Source organism: Hyphomonas sp. (genome assembly GCF_040882205.1).
Lineage (GTDB): Bacteria > Pseudomonadota > Alphaproteobacteria > Caulobacterales > Hyphomonadaceae > Hyphomonas.
Window position 1 is genome coordinate 1 of the sequence record NZ_JBBEBT010000130.1, and the last position, 18,723, is coordinate 18,723.

An 18,723-nucleotide genomic window follows, 5' to 3' on the forward strand; every position below is an offset into this window, starting at 1 on the left:
GGCGTTCGGCGCTGCAGAGCGCGCCTTCGGCATCGCTCAGCACAAGGACTGCGCGGTAGCGCCCGCGCGGAATGTCAGCCGAACCGACCTTCGTCCGCTCCCCGGCCGAAAGGTCGACCGGTCCGCCCTGCATGATGTCCGAAGACCCGCCGGAACTGTACGACGTGATCGTGAAATTATAATCGCCGTATACGGAGTTATCCGTCTTAACCGCTGCCTCGAGGCGCATGCCTTGCGGCGTTGGCGTCTCGCGTATCCTGCAATCTGCCGCAGGCGCGCCGGGGCCGCTCGCCTGATAGGCCGGCGAGACAGCCTGCACGCCGATATAGGATTGCGCGGCGCACGCTGTCACCAGCGCAAGCGCGCCAAGGGTTATCGGTTTCCACATGGATTTTCTCCTCGAGTGGTATGGTGGCGCGGGGAAGCAGACTTGCCTCCCCGCGAACAGTCCTCAGTTATATCCGCTTTGTACGACCACGGAGATATTGCCTTCTCCGCGCTGGCGCACCGTCACGCCCTGGCCATTGCCGACCTGGATGATGCCGGACGTGTTGTTTACGCCGTCCTGGTCCGCCACCGCCGTGTTGTTCGTGCCGATCTGGGCGATGCCGGAAACGTTGCCATAGCCGGTCTGCAGTGTGTCGGCGCGAAGGTTGCGCCCTTCCTGCCCGGTCACGGCGAAGTTGTTCTCGCCGATCTGGGCCGTGCCCACGCTGTTGCGCGTGCCGTACTGGTCCATGCGCAGGAAGTTGTTGTAGCCGGACTGCACGCCGCGCGCATACTGGCCCGAGCCGCCCTGCACGATGACCGTGCCATTGCGCGAACCCTGCTGGGCCGCGGCCGCGCCGTTATTATAGCCCGACTGGTCGATCCGCACCCGGCTGCGTGGGTCCGCATGGGCGGCGCCGAGGCTGAAAACCAGCAGTGCGGCGGCGGCAGTGGAAAGAAGACGGTTCATGTTTCAAACTCCTGGGTTCATGTCTCGCGCCTCGTTGAAAGGGCGCTCGACCGCGTACAGGAATGACCGGCGCGCCCTGAACGCGCTTTGAATGCGTGGTTCACTTTCGTTCATTTCGCAGAGAAAATGCAGTGGCCAGATTTTTTGCGTGCGGAGCACTTTGCGTCCGCGCCGGCGGCCTGCTAGGTCAGCCGCCAGACAGTCACACAAGGGAGGAGACGGCATGGGCCGCGTTTCAGGTAAAATGGCATTGATCACCGGCGGCGCGCAGGGGCTTGGCGAAGCCATAGGCCGCATGCTGGCGAAAGAGGGCGCAAAGGTCACCCTCACTGACATCAACGGGGCTGGGGCCGAAAAGGTCGCTGCTTCGATCAATGCCGCGCACGGCGCCGGCACGGCCTTCGCCTTCCAGCAGGACGTCACCGACGAGGCGCGCTGGAAGGAAATCGTGCGGCTCGCGCATGACGCGATGGGCGGGCTCAACGTGTTGGTCAACAATGCAGGCATCGGCTCGCTCGGATCTGTCGAGGACGAAAGTTACGAAATTTTCCGCAAGGTGCAGGCGGTGGATGTCGATTCCATCTTTCTCGGCTGCAAGTATGCCATCCCGCTGATGCGCGCCCACGGCCTCGGTTCGATCATCAACATCTCATCTATCGCGGGCATCATCGCCAGCGGCAATTATGTGTCTTACAACACAGCGAAGGCCGCCGTGCGGCATCTCTCGAAGTCGGTCGCGTTGCACTGCGCCAAGACTGGCGGGCAGATCCGCAGTAACTCCGTACACCCTGTTTTCATCAACACGCCGATCCTCGACCGGACCAAGGAAATGTTCGGCGAAGCCAAGGCGCTTGAAAAGCTCGGCCGCCAGATCCCGCTCGGCAAGGTCGGCGAACCGGACGATATTGCCTACGCCGTGCTCTATCTGGCCTCCGACGAATCGAAACTCGTCACCGGCGCCGAACTCAAAGTCGATGGCGGCATCAGCGCGATGTAGTCCTGAGCGACCTGGCACAACGCAAGGCGTGCCGACGGTGGATGTAATCCATCTGTTGCCCATCACCCGCCTTCCCGCCCCGCATGCCCTCTCCAGCTGCCGTCCGTCTCGGCGGAAGCCGGGACCCAGACTTGAAGCCCGCAGCAAGGCCTCCTCACTGGATCCCGGCTTTTTTGCCGAGATGAGCGACAGAAGGTGAGGTTGCGCAGCGGGAGGTACCGCTGATGGGTCCTTGATCGGCTGCGCCCATCGAGAGTGATGACGCCTGCAGCGAAAACGCTCCTTGACCCGTATTGACAGCCATCGAATCGTTGTGTAAACACAACATAACGATGTAATCGAAGGTCATTGGTTCGATGATCCACAACAGACTTTCCGTGTTTCGGGCTGAGCGCGGCCTCAGCCGGAAGGACATTGCCGGTTCGGTCGGGGTCAATGTGCAGACCATCGGCTACCTGGAGCGCGGGGACTATGCGCCCTCAGTCGAGCTGGCGCTGAAACTCGCCGCTCTGTTCGGGGTGCCGGTCGAGCAGCTCTTCTCCCTCAAGCCCTTTGCCCCTCTTGCCCACAGCCTCAGAGACCAGGAGTCCTGATCCCATGTTCATCCGCTCGAAAGCCCACCCGTTCGGCCGCCAGCTGAATACCGGAACCGTCCGTATACTGCTGACCGGCCTCTATGTGCTCTATCCGCTCGGCTGCTTCCTGCAGCTGGTTGCCGATGAAACCGCTGGCGGCACGGCGCTCAGCATCACCGGTCTTGCCGCCGTCGTCGCGGCGCTGGTGGTTTTCACGGTGCTCGCAGGCTCCAGTCTCCAGCGCCAGACGCAGGAGCCGGAAAACCTCCTCGATGAGCGCGAGCGGGACGAACGCAACCGCGCTGCCTTCCAGGCGCACTCAGTTTTCTCCGGCGCGGTCTTGGTCGGCGTCCTCTACATGATGCTCACTACCGACATGGCCAACAATGACAAGCTGCATCTCTGGCGCCCCACGGATGGCGCGCACTGGAACGCTATCTTCGGAGGACTGATCCTCCTGTCCTTCACCCTGCCAGGCGCCATCATCGCCTACGGTAAGGCGCCCGCAGTAGCGGACTAGGCGGCGGGGGCCTTGCGCGTCAGCTCCCAGGCATAGAGCGTCAGGCCTGCCATCAGTAAGGCCGAGACGATCAGCGGCGCGGCATGGTCCACATACCGGTAGAGGACCGCGCCGAGCAGCGGGCCGAAGATGAAACCGGCAGGTGGGGCCGCCGACATCAGTGCGGCCGCCGCGCCCTGTTCCTCCCGGCTGACCGACAGGCTACCCAGCGCATTGGCGGATGGAATCGCCATGGCCGAGCCCACACCGACAATAAAAAAGCTGGCGCAGAGCAGCGGGAAGGACATCAGCATGTCGGCGCCGATATAGCCAACCACCACGATGCCCAGCCCCACCGGCAGCAGCTTTCGTGGGTCAGGCTTGTACCGCGAGATATAGCCGAACTGAACCGCGATGGTCGCCACCGCCATGCAGGCGAACACAATTCCGGTGTAGAGTATAGCTGTTTCGCCGGACTTCTCGCCGAGAGCGCCGAGATCATAGCGGTCCTCGATGAACCAGCCGAGGGTTTGCTGGATCATCCCGACACAGATGAAATAGGCCACAAGAAAAGCGAGGTGCGGGCGCACGCGGGGGTCCAGCATCGCCAGCGGTTTTGGGCGCGGCATCGCGCGGTCGCGCGGGATCGTTTTCGGCAAGGCGTAGCCAAGGACGATGCCCACCAGGATGCAGAAAACGATCGTGCCCCAGAGCGGAGCGAGGGCGCCGAAAGGGGCGAGCGCCGCCGCGCCGGCAGGCCCGAGGATCGAACCGATGCTCATGCCGGCGCCGAGCATGCCGAGCCCGGCCGCGCGGTTCAACGGCGTCGTCGCGTCCGTCATCGCGGCCATCGAGGCCGGCTGCAGGCCGGGCGTTAGCAAGCCGAACCAGAGGCGCACGAAAACCAGTGTCAGCATCAGCGCCGTGCCGGTCATCACCCCGGCGAGGGCGGCTTCCAGCGTGAACAAGAATGCGGTGTTGGTGACGCCCATCATGATAAGCGAGAAGACCATCACGCGCTTGCGGCCTACGCGGTCGGCGATGCGGCCCCATTGGGGGATCATGAAAGCGTAGAGCAGGGTCGACAGCGTCAGGATCGCCGCGACTTCGACCTCGCCGAGCCCGGCCTTGCGGGTGAGCGGGGCGACGACCACGAAATTGATGCTCATGCCCGCGCCCATCGCGATGGTTGCCAGCATCAGGAGGCCCCGCTGGAAAGCGGACAGCGGATGCAGCGGTGTTTCGGTGGAATCCATTTGCATCGCCCCGGGAGAAAGTCAGGAAACTAGGGTGGTTGGGAAGGGTTGCCAAACCCTTCCGTTGCGACAATCGGCGGGCTGAACCTTGCCGGAAGGGGGCGATACACCCTAAGAGACACCTAGTTCACACCCCAGCGCCGGAGCGTCCCCGCAGCCATGAAAGCGATCCTCGACGTCATTCTCGTTATCCTCAGCATCGCGACCTGGATCATACTGATCCAGGCGGTCCTGTCCTGGTTGCTCACCTTCCGCGTGCTGGACCTGCGCAACAATGTTGTGGCCCAGATCTGGGGTGGTCTGGAGCGGATGACCGAGCCGCTCTACCGGCCGATCCGCAACCTGCTGCCGCCGATGTCCGGGATCGACCTGACGCCGCTGGTCGTGCTGCTGATCATCTTCTTCCTGCGCTCGGTAATCGCGCGCTATGGCTACAGCCTCGCGCCGTTCTGATTCTCCGCTGGCGGGACGTACCGAAGGCTGCTGTGTGGGTGGTGACCGGCGGCCGGAACCGGCTAAAAGGCCTCGAAAAGGCGCGCCGGACCTGGCGGGCGTGATTGAGGACGGGCTGGCAGATGAGCGCGAAGCGGATTGACGGGTACGAGATTTCCGCCGGGGTGAAGGCGGCGGTGGCGAAGGCGGTGGCGAGCCTGCCGGGCCAGCCCTGCCTTGCGGTAGTGCTGGTCGGCGAAGATCCGGCGAGCCAGGTCTATGTGCGCAACAAGGGCAAGGCGACCGTTGAGGCGGGGATGCTCTCGCGCCAGCATACGCTGCCGGCGGATGCGACGCAGGTCGAAGTGGAAGCGGTGATTGCGAACCTAAATGCGGACCCTTCCGTGGACGGAATATTACTGCAGCTTCCACTACCCAAGGGGCTTGACCCCGAGGCTGCGATTGCGCGGATCGACCCGGCGAAGGATGTTGACGGGCTGACGGAAATCTCCACCGGGCGTCTCGCGCTGGGTAAGCCGGGCCTGCGGCCCTGCACGCCGTCCGGCTGCGTGATCATGGCGAAACAGGCGCTTGGTGACGATCTCTCGGGCAAGCATGTGGTGGTGATCGGCCGCTCGATCCTTGTCGGCAAGCCGACGGCGCAGCTGTTTCTCGCGGAGGACTGCACGGTGACGATCGCGCACAGCCGCACAAAGGACCTCGCCCCGGTCTGTCGGCTGGCGGATATTCTGGTGCCGGCGGTCGGCCAGCCGGAGATGGTACGCGGCGACTGGGTGAAGCCCGGCGCCGCGATCATCGATGTGGGCATCAACCGCGTGCCAGCGCCGGAGAAGGGCGAGGGCAAGACTAAGCTTGTGGGCGACGCGCACTTTGACAGCTGCGCAGAAGTCGCCGCGCATATCACGCCGGTACCAGGCGGGGTGGGGCTGATGACGGTGGCGTGCCTCTTACGCAATACGGTGATGGCAGCCTGCGCGCGGCGCGGCTGGGCGATGCCGGCGGATCTGTGAGCCAGAGTTTTTCTCCTCCGGACACGGAGCTTTTCCGCGCGCTGTGGGAAAAGCAGGACGGCTTCTGCGCGCTGTGCGGGATGGCGATGCCAGAGTGCCGGTTCGATCTGGCGCATGCTACCTTGTGGAAAAAGCAGCGGCCGACGTTTGATCATGTCCGGCCGAAGGCGGTGGGCGGGTCCGATGCGCCGGGGAACCTGCAGCTGACGCATGCGGTGTGTAACTGGCGCAAGGGCGCACGATTTTGATACGCTTCTCCCGCGTGCGGGAGATGGATCGGGGATGAGAGGGTACGGCCTCTTGCGGTCTGAGTTGTTCCGCTATGTGGTGTCCGCTCACCCCTGCCGCTCTCACACATGAAAAGGCCACCCACCTTGCGGGGCTGGCCTGTGTCCGGGGCGCAAGAGGCCTCAGGCCTTCTGGGTTTCGATGGCGCCGTGGCAGTGTTTGAATTTCTTGCCGGAGCCGCAGGGGCAGGCGGAGTTACGGGGTGTGGCCGACCAGTCATCTTCCGCCTGCGGAAGATCGACCGGGGCTTCTTCCGGGTCCATCTCGTTGACGCCGGTATCGGGGTCGAGCTTGGTTTCGCGGGCGACCTGCGGGCGCGTCGGAGCGGGCATGGCAACCGGCGCGGAGCGGCGCGGGGCTTCCTGCGGCGAGGCCTGGACGCGGATATGCATCAGCGAACGGGTGACCGTGGCGCGCAGTTCGCCGAGCAGCGTGTCGAAAAGGTTGAAGGCTTCGCGCTTGAACTCGTTCAGCGGGTCGCGCTGGCCATAGGAGCGCAGGTGGATGACCGAGCGCAGCTGGTCGATATGCTGCAAGTGGTCGCGCCAGCGCAGATCAAGCACCTGCAGCAGCAGCTGCTTCTCGATGCGGCGCATCTGCTGATCGCCGACGGCGGTGGTCAAGGCGGTGTAGTGGGAGTTTACGGCTTCACGGATACGCTCGGCGATCTCCTCGTTCGCGACGCCTTCCTCGCCGGCCCATTTCTTGACCGGCAGGTCGACCGCGAGGTCAGCGCGCAGGGTCTCGGCAAGGCCGTCCATGTCCCATTGTTCCGCATACGCCTTTTCCGGCATCGTACGGGAGACGAGTGCGTCAATGACGTTCTCGCGCATGTCGAGGATGGTTTCGGAGACATCGTCGGAGCGCAGGAATTCGAGGCGCTGCTCGAAGATCGCCTTGCGCTGGTCGTTGATCACGTCGTCATACTTCAGAACGTTCTTGCGCATCTCGAAGTTGCGCTCTTCAATCTTCTTCTGCGAGGTTTCCATCGCCTTGTTCATCCAGGGATGGGTGATGCCCTCATCTTCCTTGATGCCGAGGCGGCGCATGACAGTGTCCATGCGGTCAGCCGCAAAGATGCGCATCAGGTCGTCTTCTATGGAGATGTAGAATTTCGACCGGCCAGGGTCGCCCTGACGGCCGGTGCGACCGCGCAGCTGGTTGTCGATGCGGCGCGATTCGTGGCGCTCCGTACCCAGAACATAGAGGCCGCCAGCATCCAGCGCCTGCTTCTTCTTGACTTCGATATCGGCCCGGATCTGGGCTGATAGCAGCGAGATTTCGCCCTCCGACAGGACGCGGCCGAGGCCCTTTTCCTTCTCGGCGCGCTCGGCTGCGAGGCGCATGTCGGGGTTGCCGCCGAGCTGGATGTCGGTGCCGCGGCCGGCCATGTTGGTGGCAACCGTGACGGCGCCTGGCACGCCCGCATTGGCGACGATAAAGGCTTCCTGCTCGTGATAGCGCGCGTTCAGCACCTTATGCGGGATGCGCTGCGCAGTGAGCAGGTTGGAGAGGAGTTCGGATTTCTCGATGGAGGCGGTGCCGAGGAGGATCGGCTGGCCCTTGGCGTGGATTTCCTTCACTTCCTTGACGATTTCGGCATATTTCGCCTTGGCGGTGCGGTAGACGACATCGTCGTCATCCTGGCGCAGGACCGGTTGATTCGTAGGCAGATCAACGACGGCGAGCTTGTAGATGTCGGCAAATTCGTCGGCTTCGGTGAGTGCGGTGCCGGTCATGCCGGCGAGCTTCTTGTAGAGGCGGAAATAGTTCTGGAAGGTGATCGACGCGAGGGTGACGTTCTCGGGCTTGATGTCGACGCGTTCCTTGGCCTCGATGGCCTGGTGGAGGCCTTCGGAGAGGCGGCGGCCTTCCATCATGCGGCCATTGAACTCGTCGATCAGCATGACCTGACTGTCCTTGACGATATAGTCCTTGTCGCGGCTGTAGAGCTTATGGGCGCGCAGGGCCTGGTTCGAATGGTGGACGAGGGAAATATTGCCCGGCTCCCAGAGCGAGCCTTCGAGGAGGCCGAGTTCGACCATCCAGCCTTCTATCTTCTCTGTGCCAGTTTCTGAGAAGACGACGGAGCGCTGCTTCTCGTCGAGATCGAAGTCGGATGCTTCGAGGCGCGGGATCAGGCTGTCGATCTTAATGTAGAGGTCGGAGCGGTCATCGGTCGGGCCGGAGATGATCAACGGGGTGCGGGCTTCGTCGATCAGGATTGAGTCGACTTCGTCGACGATGGCATAGTGGTGGCCGCGCTGCGCCATCTGGTCGAGCGCGTATTTCATGTTGTCGCGCAGATAGTCGAAGCCAAATTCGTTGTTGGTGCCGTAGGTGATGTCGGCGGCGTAGGCAGCCTTGCGCTCTTCGTCGGTGATGCCGTGCACGATGGTGCCGGTGGTCATGCCGAGGGCGGCGTAGATGCGGCCCATCCATTCGGCGTCGCGGCGGGCGAGGTAGTCGTTGACGGTAATCACGTGGACGCCCTTGCCGGACAGGGCATTGAGATAGGCGGCGAGGGTGGCGACGAGGGTCTTGCCCTCACCGGTGCGCATCTCGGCGATGGCGCCCGAGTGCAGGATCATGCCGCCCATAAGCTGCACATCGAAGTGGCGCATGTTGTTGGCGCGCCTGGCAGCCTCGCGCACGACAGCGAAGGCTTCCTCGAGGAGGCTGTCGAGGGTGGCGCCGTCAGCGAGGCGCTTGCGGAATTCCTGAGTCTTGCCCTTCAAGGACTGGTCGGACAGCGCTTCCATGATCGGCTCGAGCGCGTTGATCCGGTTGACCCTGGCGCGAAGCGGTTTCAGTCGGCGGTCGTTGGCAGTTCCAAATAATTTACGGGCAACAGTAAGCATATGAAGCAGCACCAAACAGTTTGTAAGGATGTACGGGGGCGATCCTGAACCTAAGCTTACAGGATTTAAAGCCGATATCCCACCGCGCTTTGCCTGGCTGAAACCACTCGACCAGCACGCGGGGCAGACTTAAGAACGCCGCCAAAGGGTGTCAATGCGGCGCCCTCAGTCTGTGGGGGCGAGCCATGCCTTTGATTTCACGTGCGCAATTGGCGGCTTTTGCGTTGCTGCTGGCGGTTGGCGCCTGCGAGCGCACCGAAACCGAGGTCGCCGAAATCGAGGTCGGGGACCAAACGGTCGCAGCCTTCGTCAACGGGGAACCGGTGTTCGAGGGGGATGTGGAACTGGAGGCGGTGGCCCGGGGGCTGATCAATGCCGGCCAGGAATTCGGCCCCAACGATGACGAATACCGGATCGTGCTGGACCAGCTGATCGACCAGAAGCTGATCGCGCAGGAGGCCGGGCGGCGCCAGTTGGACCGGGATGCGGGCAGCCAGCGCCGGCTGGAGATGGCGCGCGAGCGCATCCTCGGAAACCTGCTGGTCGAGAGCCTGGTGGCGCAGGAGGTCACCGAGGAGGCAATCGACAAGATGTATGCTGAGCAGGTGCGCTTGCAGCAGGCCAATGACCAGGTGTCGGTGGCACATATCCTGCTGGAGACCAGGGAGGAGGCCGACGCGTTGTTCCTGCGGATCGAGCAGGGTGAGACGTTCGAGAGCCTCGTGTTCAATAATTCCAAGGATACCCGCACCCGGATGGAGAATGGCGACCTGGGCTATGTGGCGCCGAACGACCTCGCCGAGCCGTTCCCGGTGGTGATTGCCAATACGCCCGAGGGTGAGGTCTCGCCGCCGTTCGAGACCGGCGACGGCTGGCATATCCTGAAGGTGAAGGACCGCCGGACCGAGCCGCCCAAGACGCGCGATGAGATGCGCCCCGAAATTGCGGCCTTCCTGACTTTGAACGAAGTGAGCCGCATCCTGCGCCGCTTGCGCACCGAGGCGAATATCGAGCAGGGAAGCGGCCAGGTTTATGTGCCGACGAGCGATCCTGTGCCCGCGATACCCCAATCCCCCCCCGGAGATGATGACCTGTGAAGCTGACCCCGTCGCCATTTGCACCTGAAGCGTTTCCGCAATTGCCTGAGGTGCAAGGACTTCGCGCGGCCACTGGCAGCCGCGGATTTTATGCGCGCCGGGGCGTGGAGCGGGACGATGTGTTCCTGTTCGTGTTTGACGACGGCACGACCTGCGGCGGCGTATTCACGCGCTCGCTGACCGCGTCGGCGGATGTGCGCTGGTGCCGCGAGGCGTTGCAGGCGGGCGGCGGCCAGGCGCGGGCGCTGGTGGTGAACTCCGGCAATTCGAACGCCTTCACCGGACCGAAGGGCGTGCTGAAGAATGACGCGACGCTGGCGGCGCTGACGACGGCGCTGGGCGTCAACCGCGAGGAATGTTTCCTGGCCGCGACGGGTGTCATCGGAGAGCCGCTGAGCGATCCCAATTATGTCGGCGCCTTCGTGCCGGACCTTGCCAGGAAGTTGAGCGTGCCGGACTGGGAGCGGGCCGCGCGGGCCTTCATGACGACCGATACCTATCCCAAGGGCGCAGGCCAGGTTGCGGATATCGGCGGCGCAGAGGTGCGCCTTGCCGGGATCGCCAAGGGCTCCGGCATGATTGCGCCGAACATGGCAACGATGCTGGCCTATGTGTTCACCGATGCCGCCGTGGCGCCGGCGCTGCTGCAGGACGCGCTGCGCACGGTAGCGGACCTGACATTCAACTCGATTACGGTGGACGGGGATACCTCGACCTCCGATACACTGATGGTGTTTGCGACCGGGGCGTGCGGCATGGCGCCGATCACCTCGCGGGATGATCAGCGCTTCATCGCGTTCTCGGATGCGCTGCTGGCGGTCTGCCACGACCTCGCGATGCAGGTGGTCAAGGACGGGGAAGGGGCGAGCAAGGTCGCCACTATCCAGATTGCGGGCGCGGCCTCGGATGCCTCGGCGAGAGCGGTGGCGGTGTCGATTGCCAACTCGCCGCTGATCAAGACGGCGATGGCGGCGGGGGATGCGAACTGGGGACGGATCGTGATGGCGGTCGGCAAGTCGTATCAGCCGGTGGACATCGACAAGCTGGCGATCTGGTTCGACGATGTGCAGGTAGCAAAGGATGGCGCCCGAGCGCCGGACTATGACGAAGCTGCGGCGAGCGCGGTGTTCGCGAAACCAGAATTCCGCATCCGGGTGGACCTCGGCTTGGGCTCTGGCGGGGCGACCGTGTGGACGTGCGATCTCACGCACGGATATGTCGATATCAACGGCGCATACCGGACATGACGAAGCCTGTGCTGCTGGTCGTGGCGGCGGCGCTGTTCGACAGCGAGGGGCGCATCCTGCTGGCGCAGCGGCCTGCGGGAAAGCAGCTGGAAGGCCTCTGGGAGTTTCCGGGCGGCAAGCTGGAGCCGGGCGAGGCGCCGGAAGCGGCTCTGGTGCGGGAGCTGGAGGAAGAGCTGTCGATCACGGTTAACGAAAGCTTACTTGAACCGCTGACTTTCGCGAGCTTCGCTTACCCGGATTTTCACCTGATGATGCCATTATACGGGTGTAAAAAGTGGTCGGGATCCATCCATCCACGCGAAGGCCAGGCCATAGCGTGGGTTGAGGTATCAAGGCTGCGCGACTACCCGGCCCCACCGGCAGACCTGCCTCTTTTCGATTGGCTCTGCCGACGGCTCTGATGGATTGACGATGAACACCCTGCGCTACCTCTTCCGCAACCTTCAAGCTGACGCACGCGGTGCGACGGCGGTGGAGTATGGTCTGATCGCTGCACTGATTGTTGTGGCGCTGCTGGCCGGCCTGACCTCGGTGGCGGAGGCCAATGACCGGACCTACAAGATGGTCGAAGACGCGATCGTTGTCTGACCCGTCCGTAGCCGGACATAATCCCCAGGGCAGACCGCGATCTGGTGGATGCAGATCACTTGCGCCAGGTTTTTGATTTGCCGCGAATTCCTTCGCTCAACCGGTGCACGCTTGAGCGGAATTTACTCTAGCTTTCGTCCCTCTGTACGCGCCGCACTGCGTCCGCGAGGCTGACTTTCGCGCTGCCGGGTCTCAGCGGTTGCGGCTGGCCGGGGGCGGGCGCCCATCCCAGAACATGCACGATCTCGAACGTTGCGGGCACGCGCCCGCCGGCGCCAGCGTAGCGTTCCTGGTAAAGCTCCAGCGCCCGGGCCAGCACGCGTCGGGGAAGCGGCCGGGCCGTGCCACGCGTGAAGGCGGCGCGCTCGCCCATGCCTTTCAGGTCTGACATGAGGCGCAGCGGATCTGCGTAGCGCACGGTGACGGTGTCGCGGTCGGCGACCGGCAAGGCAAACCCGGCGCGCTGCAAGAGCCCCGCCATGTCGCGCAGGCCCGGCAGCGGCGACAGGCGCGGGGCCAGGCCGCCGGTTAGCTCGCTTTCCGCATCCGTCAGCACACTGCGCAGCTCCGTCAGCGTGCCTGCGCCCAGCAGCGCGCCGATGAACAGCCCGTCCGGTTTCAGGATGCGGCGGATCCGGACGAGCGCGCCCGGCAGGTCGTTGACCCAGTGCAGGGTGAGCGGCGCGGCGACGAGATCGAAACTTTCGGGCGCAAAGGTAAGGTCTTCCTCGTCCGCGAGGACGCTGTCGAGCCCGCGCGTGCGGGCTGCATCGAGGAAGGCGGGCGCAGTGTCGGCGGTCACCATTTCGCCGGCCTTGCCGCTGGCGAGGAGACGGGCAGACAGCTCGCCTCCGGCAGCGCCGAGCTCGAGGCCGCGCGCGAAGCGGCGGGGCGTGTCGTCCAGCCGGCTTTCAAGGTCGGCGATCACCCGCTGGCGCAGGAAGCCATAGTCTGCAAAGTTGGCCGCCAGCCGGCTGCGGCGGGCGGCGAGGCGCGCCCTATCAAAGATCTGCGGCGGGGCAGGCGGGAGAGGCGGCATGACAGGGGATATGCCCACGCGGGGCGCGCGGGCCAAGGCGTTTCTCCGCGTGGCGGGCAATTTCTGCTGGCCGCCGCGCTGGGACCGGGCAAGGGCAGCGTTGATCCATGACGAGGCGTCACAGCGTCTGGTGCCGGACCTGAAGCGGGCGGCGCGACGGGCTCAGCCCGCTGGCTCGCGAAGGCGGTGGCCGCGCAGACGGGCAGCGGGGTGCTGGTGGACGCGCTGGTGCGGACGCCGCGCACGCCCAGCCAGGCGGGACTGGCAGGCCGGGCGCAGCGGCGCAGCGTGTTCGGGCCGTTCAAGGTGCGCCAAAGCCGGCTGGAGCCAGTCCGGGACAGGCGCGTGCTACGGGCGGGCGATGTGATCACGGCCGGGAAACCGCACTCGGCACGCAAGCGCGCCCTGAAACGGGCAGGGGCGCGGCAGGTTGACGTCCATGTGCTGGCGCGCGTTGTCCGGGAAACGGACGCAACCATATACTAAAGCCGGGCAGGCAGAATGCTTCTGCCCGCTGCGAGAGGAGTGCATGATGGCCAAGGTCACCATCTATACGCGTCAGTTTTGCCCATATTGTTCACGCGCGGTGGCGCTGCTGAAGGACAAGAAGGCGGATTTCACCGAGATTGATGCCGGGATGGACGCGGCGAAACGCCAAGAGATGCTGCAGCGCTCTAAGGGCGGGAAAACTTTCCCGCAGATCTTTGTGGGCGAGATGCATATCGGCGGATGCGACGACATGGTGGCGCTGGACCGGGCGGGCAAGCTCGATCCGATGCTGGCAGGCGCCTGAGATGATCCGTTATGCCCTTGCCTGCCACGGCTGCGATCACGGGTTCGAGGCCTGGTTTGCCTCCTCGGATGCGTATGACCGGCAGGCGAAGCGCCGGCAGGTGGCGTGTCCGCAATGCGGTGGGCGCGATGTTGCAAAGCAGATCATGGCCCCGGCGGTGAAGACGACCAAGGGCAAGGCGGCGGCGCCGGACCCGGAAAAGCTTATGGCCGAGTTTGCGGCGAAGGCGCGCGATCACGTGGCGGAGAATTTTGACTATGTCGGCGGCGATTTCGCCGATGAGGCCCGCGCGATGTATTACGGCGAGACCGATGATCGCCCGATCTGGGGCGAGACAACGCCGGAAGAGCGCGCTGCGCTGAAAGAGGAGGGCGTGCCCGCCCTGCCACTGCCGGCGCCGTTTGCGCCGAAACCGCCGCGGCGCAAGGACCGGACGACGCTGAACTGAGGCGCCGGGACCGGAGGGGCGCTTTGCCGCGCTTGAAGCAGGCAGGGCGCTTGGTTAGAAGGCGGATACCGATTCCAAGAGGGCAGAGCATGGCCACCCACGACTATCACCGCGGCGAGATGGACATTCAGGACCAGAAATCGACCTGGGACGGCTTCATCACCGGCAGCGTCTGGGGCGGCCTGCTGATCATCCTCATGGTCGGCCACGCGACCCTCGCGATTGCGATCGGCCTGCACTGGGCGGTTTCGCTTGGCATCATGGCGATTGTCGGCTTCGGCGCCGGCCTGTTCATGAACCTCGGCGGGCGCTGGATGGCCACCGTGGTCGTGATGATTGTTCTGGCGCTGATCGTTCAGGCGGTGATCTGGCTGTTCGGCGCGGTTCTTTAGCGCTGCAAGGCCTGCATTTCATGACATTCCGGCGAGCGCGCTTAACGCCGCTCTAAGGCTTACAGAGCCATACACCTTGAACTTTATCGAATTGCGCTAAAGTCTGGGTTGCAGCTGCTGAAGGAGACCGCCCATGGGCGACGCCCCGCTCGTCATGTCCGGTGCAACGAAGCGATTCGGCGGCTTTACTGCTGTCAGCGACCTGTCGTTCGACGTGCCGGCCGGGAAGATCATCGGTTTCCTGGGGCCGAACGGGGCGGGCAAGTCGACCAGCCTGCGGATGGCGCTGGGCGTGATGGCGCCGGACGAAGGCGACGTGGCGCTGTTCGGCGCGAAGCCGGATATCCGCAACCTGCGGCGCGTGGGCTTCCTCCCGGAAGAGCGCGGTCTCTACAAGAAGATGACCGCGCGCGACACGATCACCTATTTTGCGCGCCTGAAGGGCATGACCGCGAGCGACGCGAAGGCGCGCGCTAACGAGCTGCTGGAGACGACCGGGCTCGGCGCCTTCAAGGCTTCGCGGATTTCCAAGCTGTCGAAGGGCATGGCGCAGAAGGTGCAGATCCTCTCGACGCTGGCGCACCGGCCGGATTTCCTGATCCTTGACGAGCCCTTCTCCGGCCTCGACCCGATGAACCAGCAGACGCTGGAAGACCTGATCCGCGCCGAGCACAAGCGGGGGGCGACGATCCTCTTTTCGACCCATGTGATGGAACATGCCGAACGGCTCTGCGACGGGATCGTAATGCTGGCGCGCGGGCGGAAAGTTTTCGATGGCTCGCTGGACGCGGCCTATGCCACGCTGGGGCAGGGCGCGCGGATGGCGGTGGAGCATGGTTTTGACCTTGCCGCCGCGCTCGGACCGAAGGGCTTCGAGGCGCATCGCTCCGCCGACAAGGGGCCGGGCGATTCCTGGAGGGTGAGCCTGCCAAAGGGACGCGGCGCGCAGGACGCGCTGCGGGCGGCGCTGGAAACCGGCGCGCCGATTGTCGGCTTCCAGCCGGAAGAGGCCCGCCTGCGCGATGTGTTCGTGTCGCTGGTGGGCGAAGCGGAAGCGGCAGCGCTGGATGTGCCAGCCGCGAGCGAGGCGGTGGAGGCGGCCTGATGCGAAATATCTATCTGATCTTCCGGCGCGATTTCCTCGGCTATGTTAAGGCCTGGGGCTTCTGGCTGAGTCTGGCGGCCGTGCCGCTCTTCCTGCTCATCGGCGTCGGCTTCGGTATGTTTGCCGCCTCGTCCGCGCCGGTGCGCTATTACACGGTGATTGAGCCGTCGGGGATCATCTCCGGTGCCATCGAGGGCGAGTTCCAGCGCCGCGCGCAAGCGGCGGCGGAAGAAGCCGCCGAGATGGCCAAGCAGATGAACATCCCGCTGGCCGAAGCGGAGGAGCAGGTCGCCGAGGCGGTCGGCACACGCAAGTATATCGAAGTGGCGCCGCCGGCGGAGACGCTGGAGGACCTGCGGCCCTGGCTGACCGGCGAGCAGATGGTGGCTGGACCGGCCGGCGAGCGGCCCCTGTTTGCGGCGCTGATCCTTTCTGAAGACGCCAGCCAGCTCGAATACTGGAGCAGCGACGTCAATATCGACACGTTGCAGCGCACGGCTGAGATTGCCATGCGCGATCTTAGCCGGCGCGAAGCGCTGACTGCGGCGGGGCTCGAAGAGGGCTTCCTGAAAGCCGCCGACAATGTCGCAGTTAAGGTGCCGGCGTTCCGCCTGACCGAAACGCAAGCCGGTGCAGGCGGCGCGGAAGTGACGATTGCCGACCGCGCGCCGGCCATTGTCGCGGTGGCGCTGGCCTATTTTCTCTGGCTGATGGTGTTCTCTATCATCCAGTACCTGCTGATGGGCACCATCGAGGAGCGCTCAAACAAGATCTTCGACACGCTGCTGACCTCAGTGAAACTCCCGGAACTGCTGGCGGGAAAACTGCTGGCGGTGTTCGCGGTAACCTCCACGATGATGCTGTCCTGGTCGCTGTTTGCCGGCATCGGCTCAGCCTTTGCTGCGGCCCAGTCACCGCAGCTGGTGGAGCTGATCCAGCCCTTCATCGCAGCGGCCACCGATCCCGGGCTGATCATTCCGGCGATGGTGAGCTTCATGCTCGGCTATGTCCTCTACGGCGCGATCTTCATGGCGCTCGGTTCGCTGTGCGACACGATCCAGGAAGCGCAGACGCTGCTCAGCCCGATGATGATCCTGCTGATGCTGCCGATGTTTGCGATCTTTATCGCGTTCCAGGATCCGGGCTCGCCGGTGATCGACTATGCCAGCTGGTTCCCGCTGTTCACGCCGTTCCTGCTGATCCTGCGCATTGCGCAGCACCCGCCGCTCTGGGAAATCCTTGCGCAGATGGGTATCATGGCGGTGACCACCGCACTGATGGTCTGGGGCGCCACTAAAGTCTACCGCGCCGGCGCCGTGCACGGGGCAGGAATCGGCGACCTCGTGGGCATGGTGAAATCGGCGATCGGCATGAAGCCCAAAGCGGCCGCCGGGAGCGGCGCACCCTGATCTGGCATCAGGGTGCTTGCTATGGCTCTTTGATTGCCGCGGCGCGCGCAAAACCCCTCACACCTTTGCGCGCGCTGTTCTAAAGACCTGCAATACGGGCGCGGCACGCTTCGGCGAAGTCTGCCGGCATGCCTCCGCCAAGTATGAGCTGGCGGACGGGCCGGGTTTAGCGCGCGGCGGGCAGCCAGGTGAGCGACACAGTTTCGCCGCCGAGAGAGTGCGTCAGCTGCATCTGCGTGGGTTCATCGCCGCTGGTAAGTTCGGCGCCGGTTGCGGCGAGGGAATCGAGGCCAAGGTGGAGTTGCTGCTCACCCCCCCCAGTCGGCGGGAAGGGAGAGGTTCGCGACGCCGTCCGCGTCGCCGGTGAAGGTCAGGACATAGTCCAGCCCGGTCACCGCGCCTCCCGATACCTGCGGCGCAATTTTCCACAAAATGGCTTCGCCGCGAGCCGCAACCCCGGACAGGAGTGCGATCGCGGCGATTGCAAACAGGTATCGCGGCTTCATAGGCGTCCCGAACATTCAAGGCGCCAACTGGCGCGATGCGGGACTGACTGCAAGTGCAGTTTCTGTTAGACGATGCCTTCGCGCTGGGCGCGTTTGCGAGCGAGTTTGCGGGCCCGGCGCACGGCTTCTGCGCGCTGGCGGGCTTTCTTCTCGGAGGGCTTTTCAAACGCCTGACGCGCTTTCATTTCCCGGAACAGGCCTTCGCGCTGCATCTTCTTCTTCAGCGCGCGCAGGGCTTGCTCGACGTTATTATCGCGGACGACGATCTGTACTATAGGACTTCTCCATCGGGTTCGGTTCGGGCAGCGGCCCGGAAATGGGGCAGATAGGGCCTGACAGCCCGGAAAGCGCGGCCTATATCACGGGGAAAGCGGACTCGCCAAGCCCTAGCCTGCGCGGAATTTACGATGACCCAGCCCCCGTCCGAAATCCTGCGCCGCCGTTGGCTGGCTGAACTGCTGCCGGAGGTCGCCTTCGAAGGCTGGACCGAGGCAGCGGCGAAGCTGGCAGCGGGCCGGGCCGGGCTTACCCAAGGTGAACAGGCTCTGGCGGCGCCGCAGGGCGTGGTGAACCTGATCGATGCTTTCTTTGACGATGCCGAAGCGGCCGCGCGGGAGGCCCTCGCAGCGGAGGACCTCAGCGCGATGCGGGTGCCGGACAAGGTGAAGCGGGGAGTGCTCGCCTGGCTGGCGGTCCTGGAGCCGAACCGCCAGGCGGTGCGCCGGGCGGCCAGCCGGGGTTTCCTGCCCTGGAGCGCGGGGCCGGCGCTGCAGCGGACCTGGAAAGTGGCCGACCTGGTATGGACGGCGGCCGGGGACGCGTCCGAGGACTACAACCGCTACTCCAAGCGCGGATTGCTGGCGGCCGTGTTGCCGGCGATCGTCCTCTATTGGGCGGATAATCCGGCGCCGGAAGATCTTGACGGGTTCATCGCGCGGCGGCTCGCAAACGTCTCCGGGATCGGGCGGCGCGCCGGGCAGGTCGTGAAGCCTGTGCTGGAACGGTTCGGCAAGCGCTGAACTGCGATCACGTCTCTTCGGATTCTCAGGGGAGGGTGTCGGACAGAAGCTGATCAAGCGCCCCAGGGGGCTGGGGGGGCTGATGGGTCTGGAGCACCTGCTAAATGCCTCCGCCCGACTATTCAGAGATGGAGGTGTGCTGTGTCCGGGGCAAGTCCGAATTGCGGAGATTTCTGGATTGGC

At 64.5% G+C, this 18,723-nt stretch carries 24 protein-coding genes; 17 read left to right on the plus strand and 7 right to left on the minus strand.

The features are described from left to right. Together csgH and WEA77_RS04990 are read right to left on the minus strand one after the other, a co-directional pair. The coding region (gene csgH, locus WEA77_RS04985) for a curli-like amyloid fiber formation chaperone CsgH (RefSeq protein WP_368066761.1) at positions 1-388 on the minus strand (388 nt) is incomplete at its 3' end. Between the two features lie 63 nt (positions 389-451). Next, positions 452-958 carry a curlin-associated protein gene (locus WEA77_RS04990; protein WP_368066762.1) on the minus strand — a complete coding sequence of 169 codons (507 nt, stop codon included), beginning with the start codon at positions 956-958 and terminating at the stop codon, positions 452-454. A 223-nt stretch (positions 959-1,181) separates the two neighbouring features. Between WEA77_RS04990 and WEA77_RS04995 the strand changes: the two genes are divergently transcribed. From WEA77_RS04995 to WEA77_RS05005, 3 genes are all read left to right on the plus strand, one after another. After that, complete coding sequence (locus WEA77_RS04995) at positions 1,182-1,955, plus strand: SDR family oxidoreductase (RefSeq protein ID WP_368066763.1); 774 nt, start codon at positions 1,182-1,184, stop codon at positions 1,953-1,955. A 356-nt stretch (positions 1,956-2,311) separates the two neighbouring features. After that, positions 2,312-2,548 (plus strand): helix-turn-helix transcriptional regulator, encoded by a 237-nt coding sequence (locus WEA77_RS05000; protein ID WP_368066764.1) that lies wholly within the window; start codon positions 2,312-2,314, stop codon positions 2,546-2,548. Between the two features lie 4 nt (positions 2,549-2,552). Continuing rightward, positions 2,553-3,050 carry a hypothetical protein gene (locus WEA77_RS05005; protein WP_368066765.1) on the plus strand — a complete coding sequence of 166 codons (498 nt, stop codon included), beginning with the start codon at positions 2,553-2,555 and terminating at the stop codon, positions 3,048-3,050. Here the strand turns inward: WEA77_RS05005 and WEA77_RS05010 are convergent. Then, positions 3,047-4,285 carry an MFS transporter gene (locus WEA77_RS05010; RefSeq protein ID WP_368066766.1) on the minus strand — a complete coding sequence of 413 codons (1,239 nt, stop codon included), beginning with the start codon at positions 4,283-4,285 and terminating at the stop codon, positions 3,047-3,049. The two genes, WEA77_RS05005 and WEA77_RS05010, sit on opposite strands and share 4 nt — an antisense overlap. A 159-nt stretch (positions 4,286-4,444) precedes the next feature. Here WEA77_RS05010 and WEA77_RS05015 point away from each other — a divergent pair, with 159 nt between their 5' ends. From WEA77_RS05015 to WEA77_RS05025, 3 genes are all read left to right on the plus strand, one after another. Then, positions 4,445-4,738 (plus strand): YggT family protein, encoded by a 294-nt coding sequence (locus WEA77_RS05015; RefSeq protein ID WP_368066767.1) that lies wholly within the window; start codon positions 4,445-4,447, stop codon positions 4,736-4,738. Positions 4,739-4,860: 122 nt separating this feature from the next. Further along, positions 4,861-5,748: a bifunctional methylenetetrahydrofolate dehydrogenase/methenyltetrahydrofolate cyclohydrolase FolD gene (folD, locus tag WEA77_RS05020; protein WP_368066768.1), complete on the plus strand. Its 888-nt coding sequence runs from the start codon at positions 4,861-4,863 to the stop codon at positions 5,746-5,748. Next, positions 5,745-5,996 (plus strand): HNH endonuclease, encoded by a 252-nt coding sequence (locus WEA77_RS05025; RefSeq protein ID WP_368066769.1) that lies wholly within the window; start codon positions 5,745-5,747, stop codon positions 5,994-5,996. Before folD ends, WEA77_RS05025 begins: the two co-directional genes overlap by 4 nt. A gap of 162 nt (positions 5,997-6,158) precedes the next feature. Here the strand turns inward: WEA77_RS05025 and secA are convergent, their stop codons facing one another. Beyond that, complete coding sequence (gene secA / locus WEA77_RS05030) at positions 6,159-8,897, minus strand: preprotein translocase subunit SecA (protein ID WP_368066770.1); 2,739 nt, start codon at positions 8,895-8,897, stop codon at positions 6,159-6,161. Positions 8,898-9,082: 185 nt separating this feature from the next. Between secA and WEA77_RS05035 the strand changes: the two genes are divergently transcribed. Genes WEA77_RS05035 through WEA77_RS05050 form a run of 4 tightly spaced genes read left to right on the plus strand, consistent with a single transcriptional unit; the run spans position 9,083 to position 11,829 of the window. Beyond that, positions 9,083-9,994: a peptidylprolyl isomerase gene (locus WEA77_RS05035; protein WP_368066771.1), complete on the plus strand. Its 912-nt coding sequence runs from the start codon at positions 9,083-9,085 to the stop codon at positions 9,992-9,994. Beyond that, complete coding sequence (gene argJ / locus WEA77_RS05040) at positions 9,991-11,241, plus strand: bifunctional glutamate N-acetyltransferase/amino-acid acetyltransferase ArgJ (RefSeq protein WP_368066772.1); 1,251 nt, start codon at positions 9,991-9,993, stop codon at positions 11,239-11,241. Before WEA77_RS05035 ends, argJ begins: the two co-directional genes overlap by 4 nt. Further along, complete coding sequence (gene mutT / locus WEA77_RS05045; protein WP_368066773.1) at positions 11,238-11,642, plus strand: 8-oxo-dGTP diphosphatase MutT; 405 nt, start codon at positions 11,238-11,240, stop codon at positions 11,640-11,642. Before argJ ends, mutT begins: the two co-directional genes overlap by 4 nt. Before the next feature lie 10 nt (positions 11,643-11,652). After that, positions 11,653-11,829 (plus strand): Flp family type IVb pilin, encoded by a 177-nt coding sequence (locus WEA77_RS05050; RefSeq protein WP_368066775.1) that lies wholly within the window; start codon positions 11,653-11,655, stop codon positions 11,827-11,829. A gap of 127 nt (positions 11,830-11,956) precedes the next feature. Here WEA77_RS05050 and WEA77_RS05055 read toward each other — a convergent pair whose 3' ends face one another. Then, positions 11,957-12,868, minus strand: a complete 912-nt coding sequence (locus WEA77_RS05055; RefSeq protein WP_368066776.1) for a methyltransferase domain-containing protein — start codon at positions 12,866-12,868, stop codon at positions 11,957-11,959. Positions 12,869-13,054: 186 nt separating this feature from the next. Between WEA77_RS05055 and WEA77_RS05060 the strand changes: the two genes are divergently transcribed. From WEA77_RS05060 to WEA77_RS05085, 6 genes are all read left to right on the plus strand, one after another. Continuing rightward, a complete protein-coding gene (locus tag WEA77_RS05060; RefSeq protein ID WP_368066777.1) occupies positions 13,055-13,354 on the plus strand; it encodes a hypothetical protein in 300 nt (99 codons plus the stop codon). Between the two features lie 46 nt (positions 13,355-13,400). Further along, a complete protein-coding gene (gene grxC, locus WEA77_RS05065) occupies positions 13,401-13,661 on the plus strand; it encodes a glutaredoxin 3 (protein ID WP_368066778.1) in 261 nt (86 codons plus the stop codon). A gap of 1 nt (position 13,662) precedes the next feature. After that, a complete protein-coding gene (locus WEA77_RS05070) occupies positions 13,663-14,109 on the plus strand; it encodes a DUF1178 family protein (protein ID WP_368066779.1) in 447 nt (148 codons plus the stop codon). An 89-nt stretch (positions 14,110-14,198) separates the two neighbouring features. After that, positions 14,199-14,501: an aa3-type cytochrome c oxidase subunit IV gene (locus WEA77_RS05075; protein WP_368066780.1), complete on the plus strand. Its 303-nt coding sequence runs from the start codon at positions 14,199-14,201 to the stop codon at positions 14,499-14,501. A gap of 133 nt (positions 14,502-14,634) precedes the next feature. Beyond that, on the plus strand, positions 14,635-15,606 hold the full coding sequence (locus tag WEA77_RS05080) for an ABC transporter ATP-binding protein (protein WP_368066781.1): 972 nt from the start codon (positions 14,635-14,637) through the stop codon (positions 15,604-15,606). Beyond that, the gene (locus tag WEA77_RS05085) at positions 15,606-17,015 is read left to right on the plus strand and encodes an ABC transporter permease (RefSeq protein ID WP_368066782.1); all 1,410 of its coding nucleotides are present in this window, start codon (positions 15,606-15,608) and stop codon (positions 17,013-17,015) included. The genes WEA77_RS05080 and WEA77_RS05085 overlap by 1 nt, the downstream gene beginning before the upstream one ends. 308 nt (positions 17,016-17,323) lie before the next feature. On the opposite strand, the gene WEA77_RS05090 is transcribed toward WEA77_RS05085, so the two are convergent. Together WEA77_RS05090 and rpsU are read right to left on the minus strand one after the other, a co-directional pair. Beyond that, positions 17,324-17,536 (minus strand): hypothetical protein, encoded by a 213-nt coding sequence (locus WEA77_RS05090; RefSeq protein WP_368066784.1) that lies wholly within the window; start codon positions 17,534-17,536, stop codon positions 17,324-17,326. A gap of 50 nt (positions 17,537-17,586) precedes the next feature. After that, positions 17,587-17,796, minus strand: a complete 210-nt coding sequence (rpsU, locus tag WEA77_RS05095; RefSeq protein WP_034739875.1) for a 30S ribosomal protein S21 — start codon at positions 17,794-17,796, stop codon at positions 17,587-17,589. Between the two features lie 132 nt (positions 17,797-17,928). Here rpsU and WEA77_RS05100 point away from each other — a divergent pair, with 132 nt between their 5' ends. Then, positions 17,929-18,540 carry a COQ9 family protein gene (locus WEA77_RS05100; RefSeq protein WP_368066785.1) on the plus strand — a complete coding sequence of 204 codons (612 nt, stop codon included), beginning with the start codon at positions 17,929-17,931 and terminating at the stop codon, positions 18,538-18,540. Positions 18,541-18,723 lie beyond the last annotated feature (183 nt).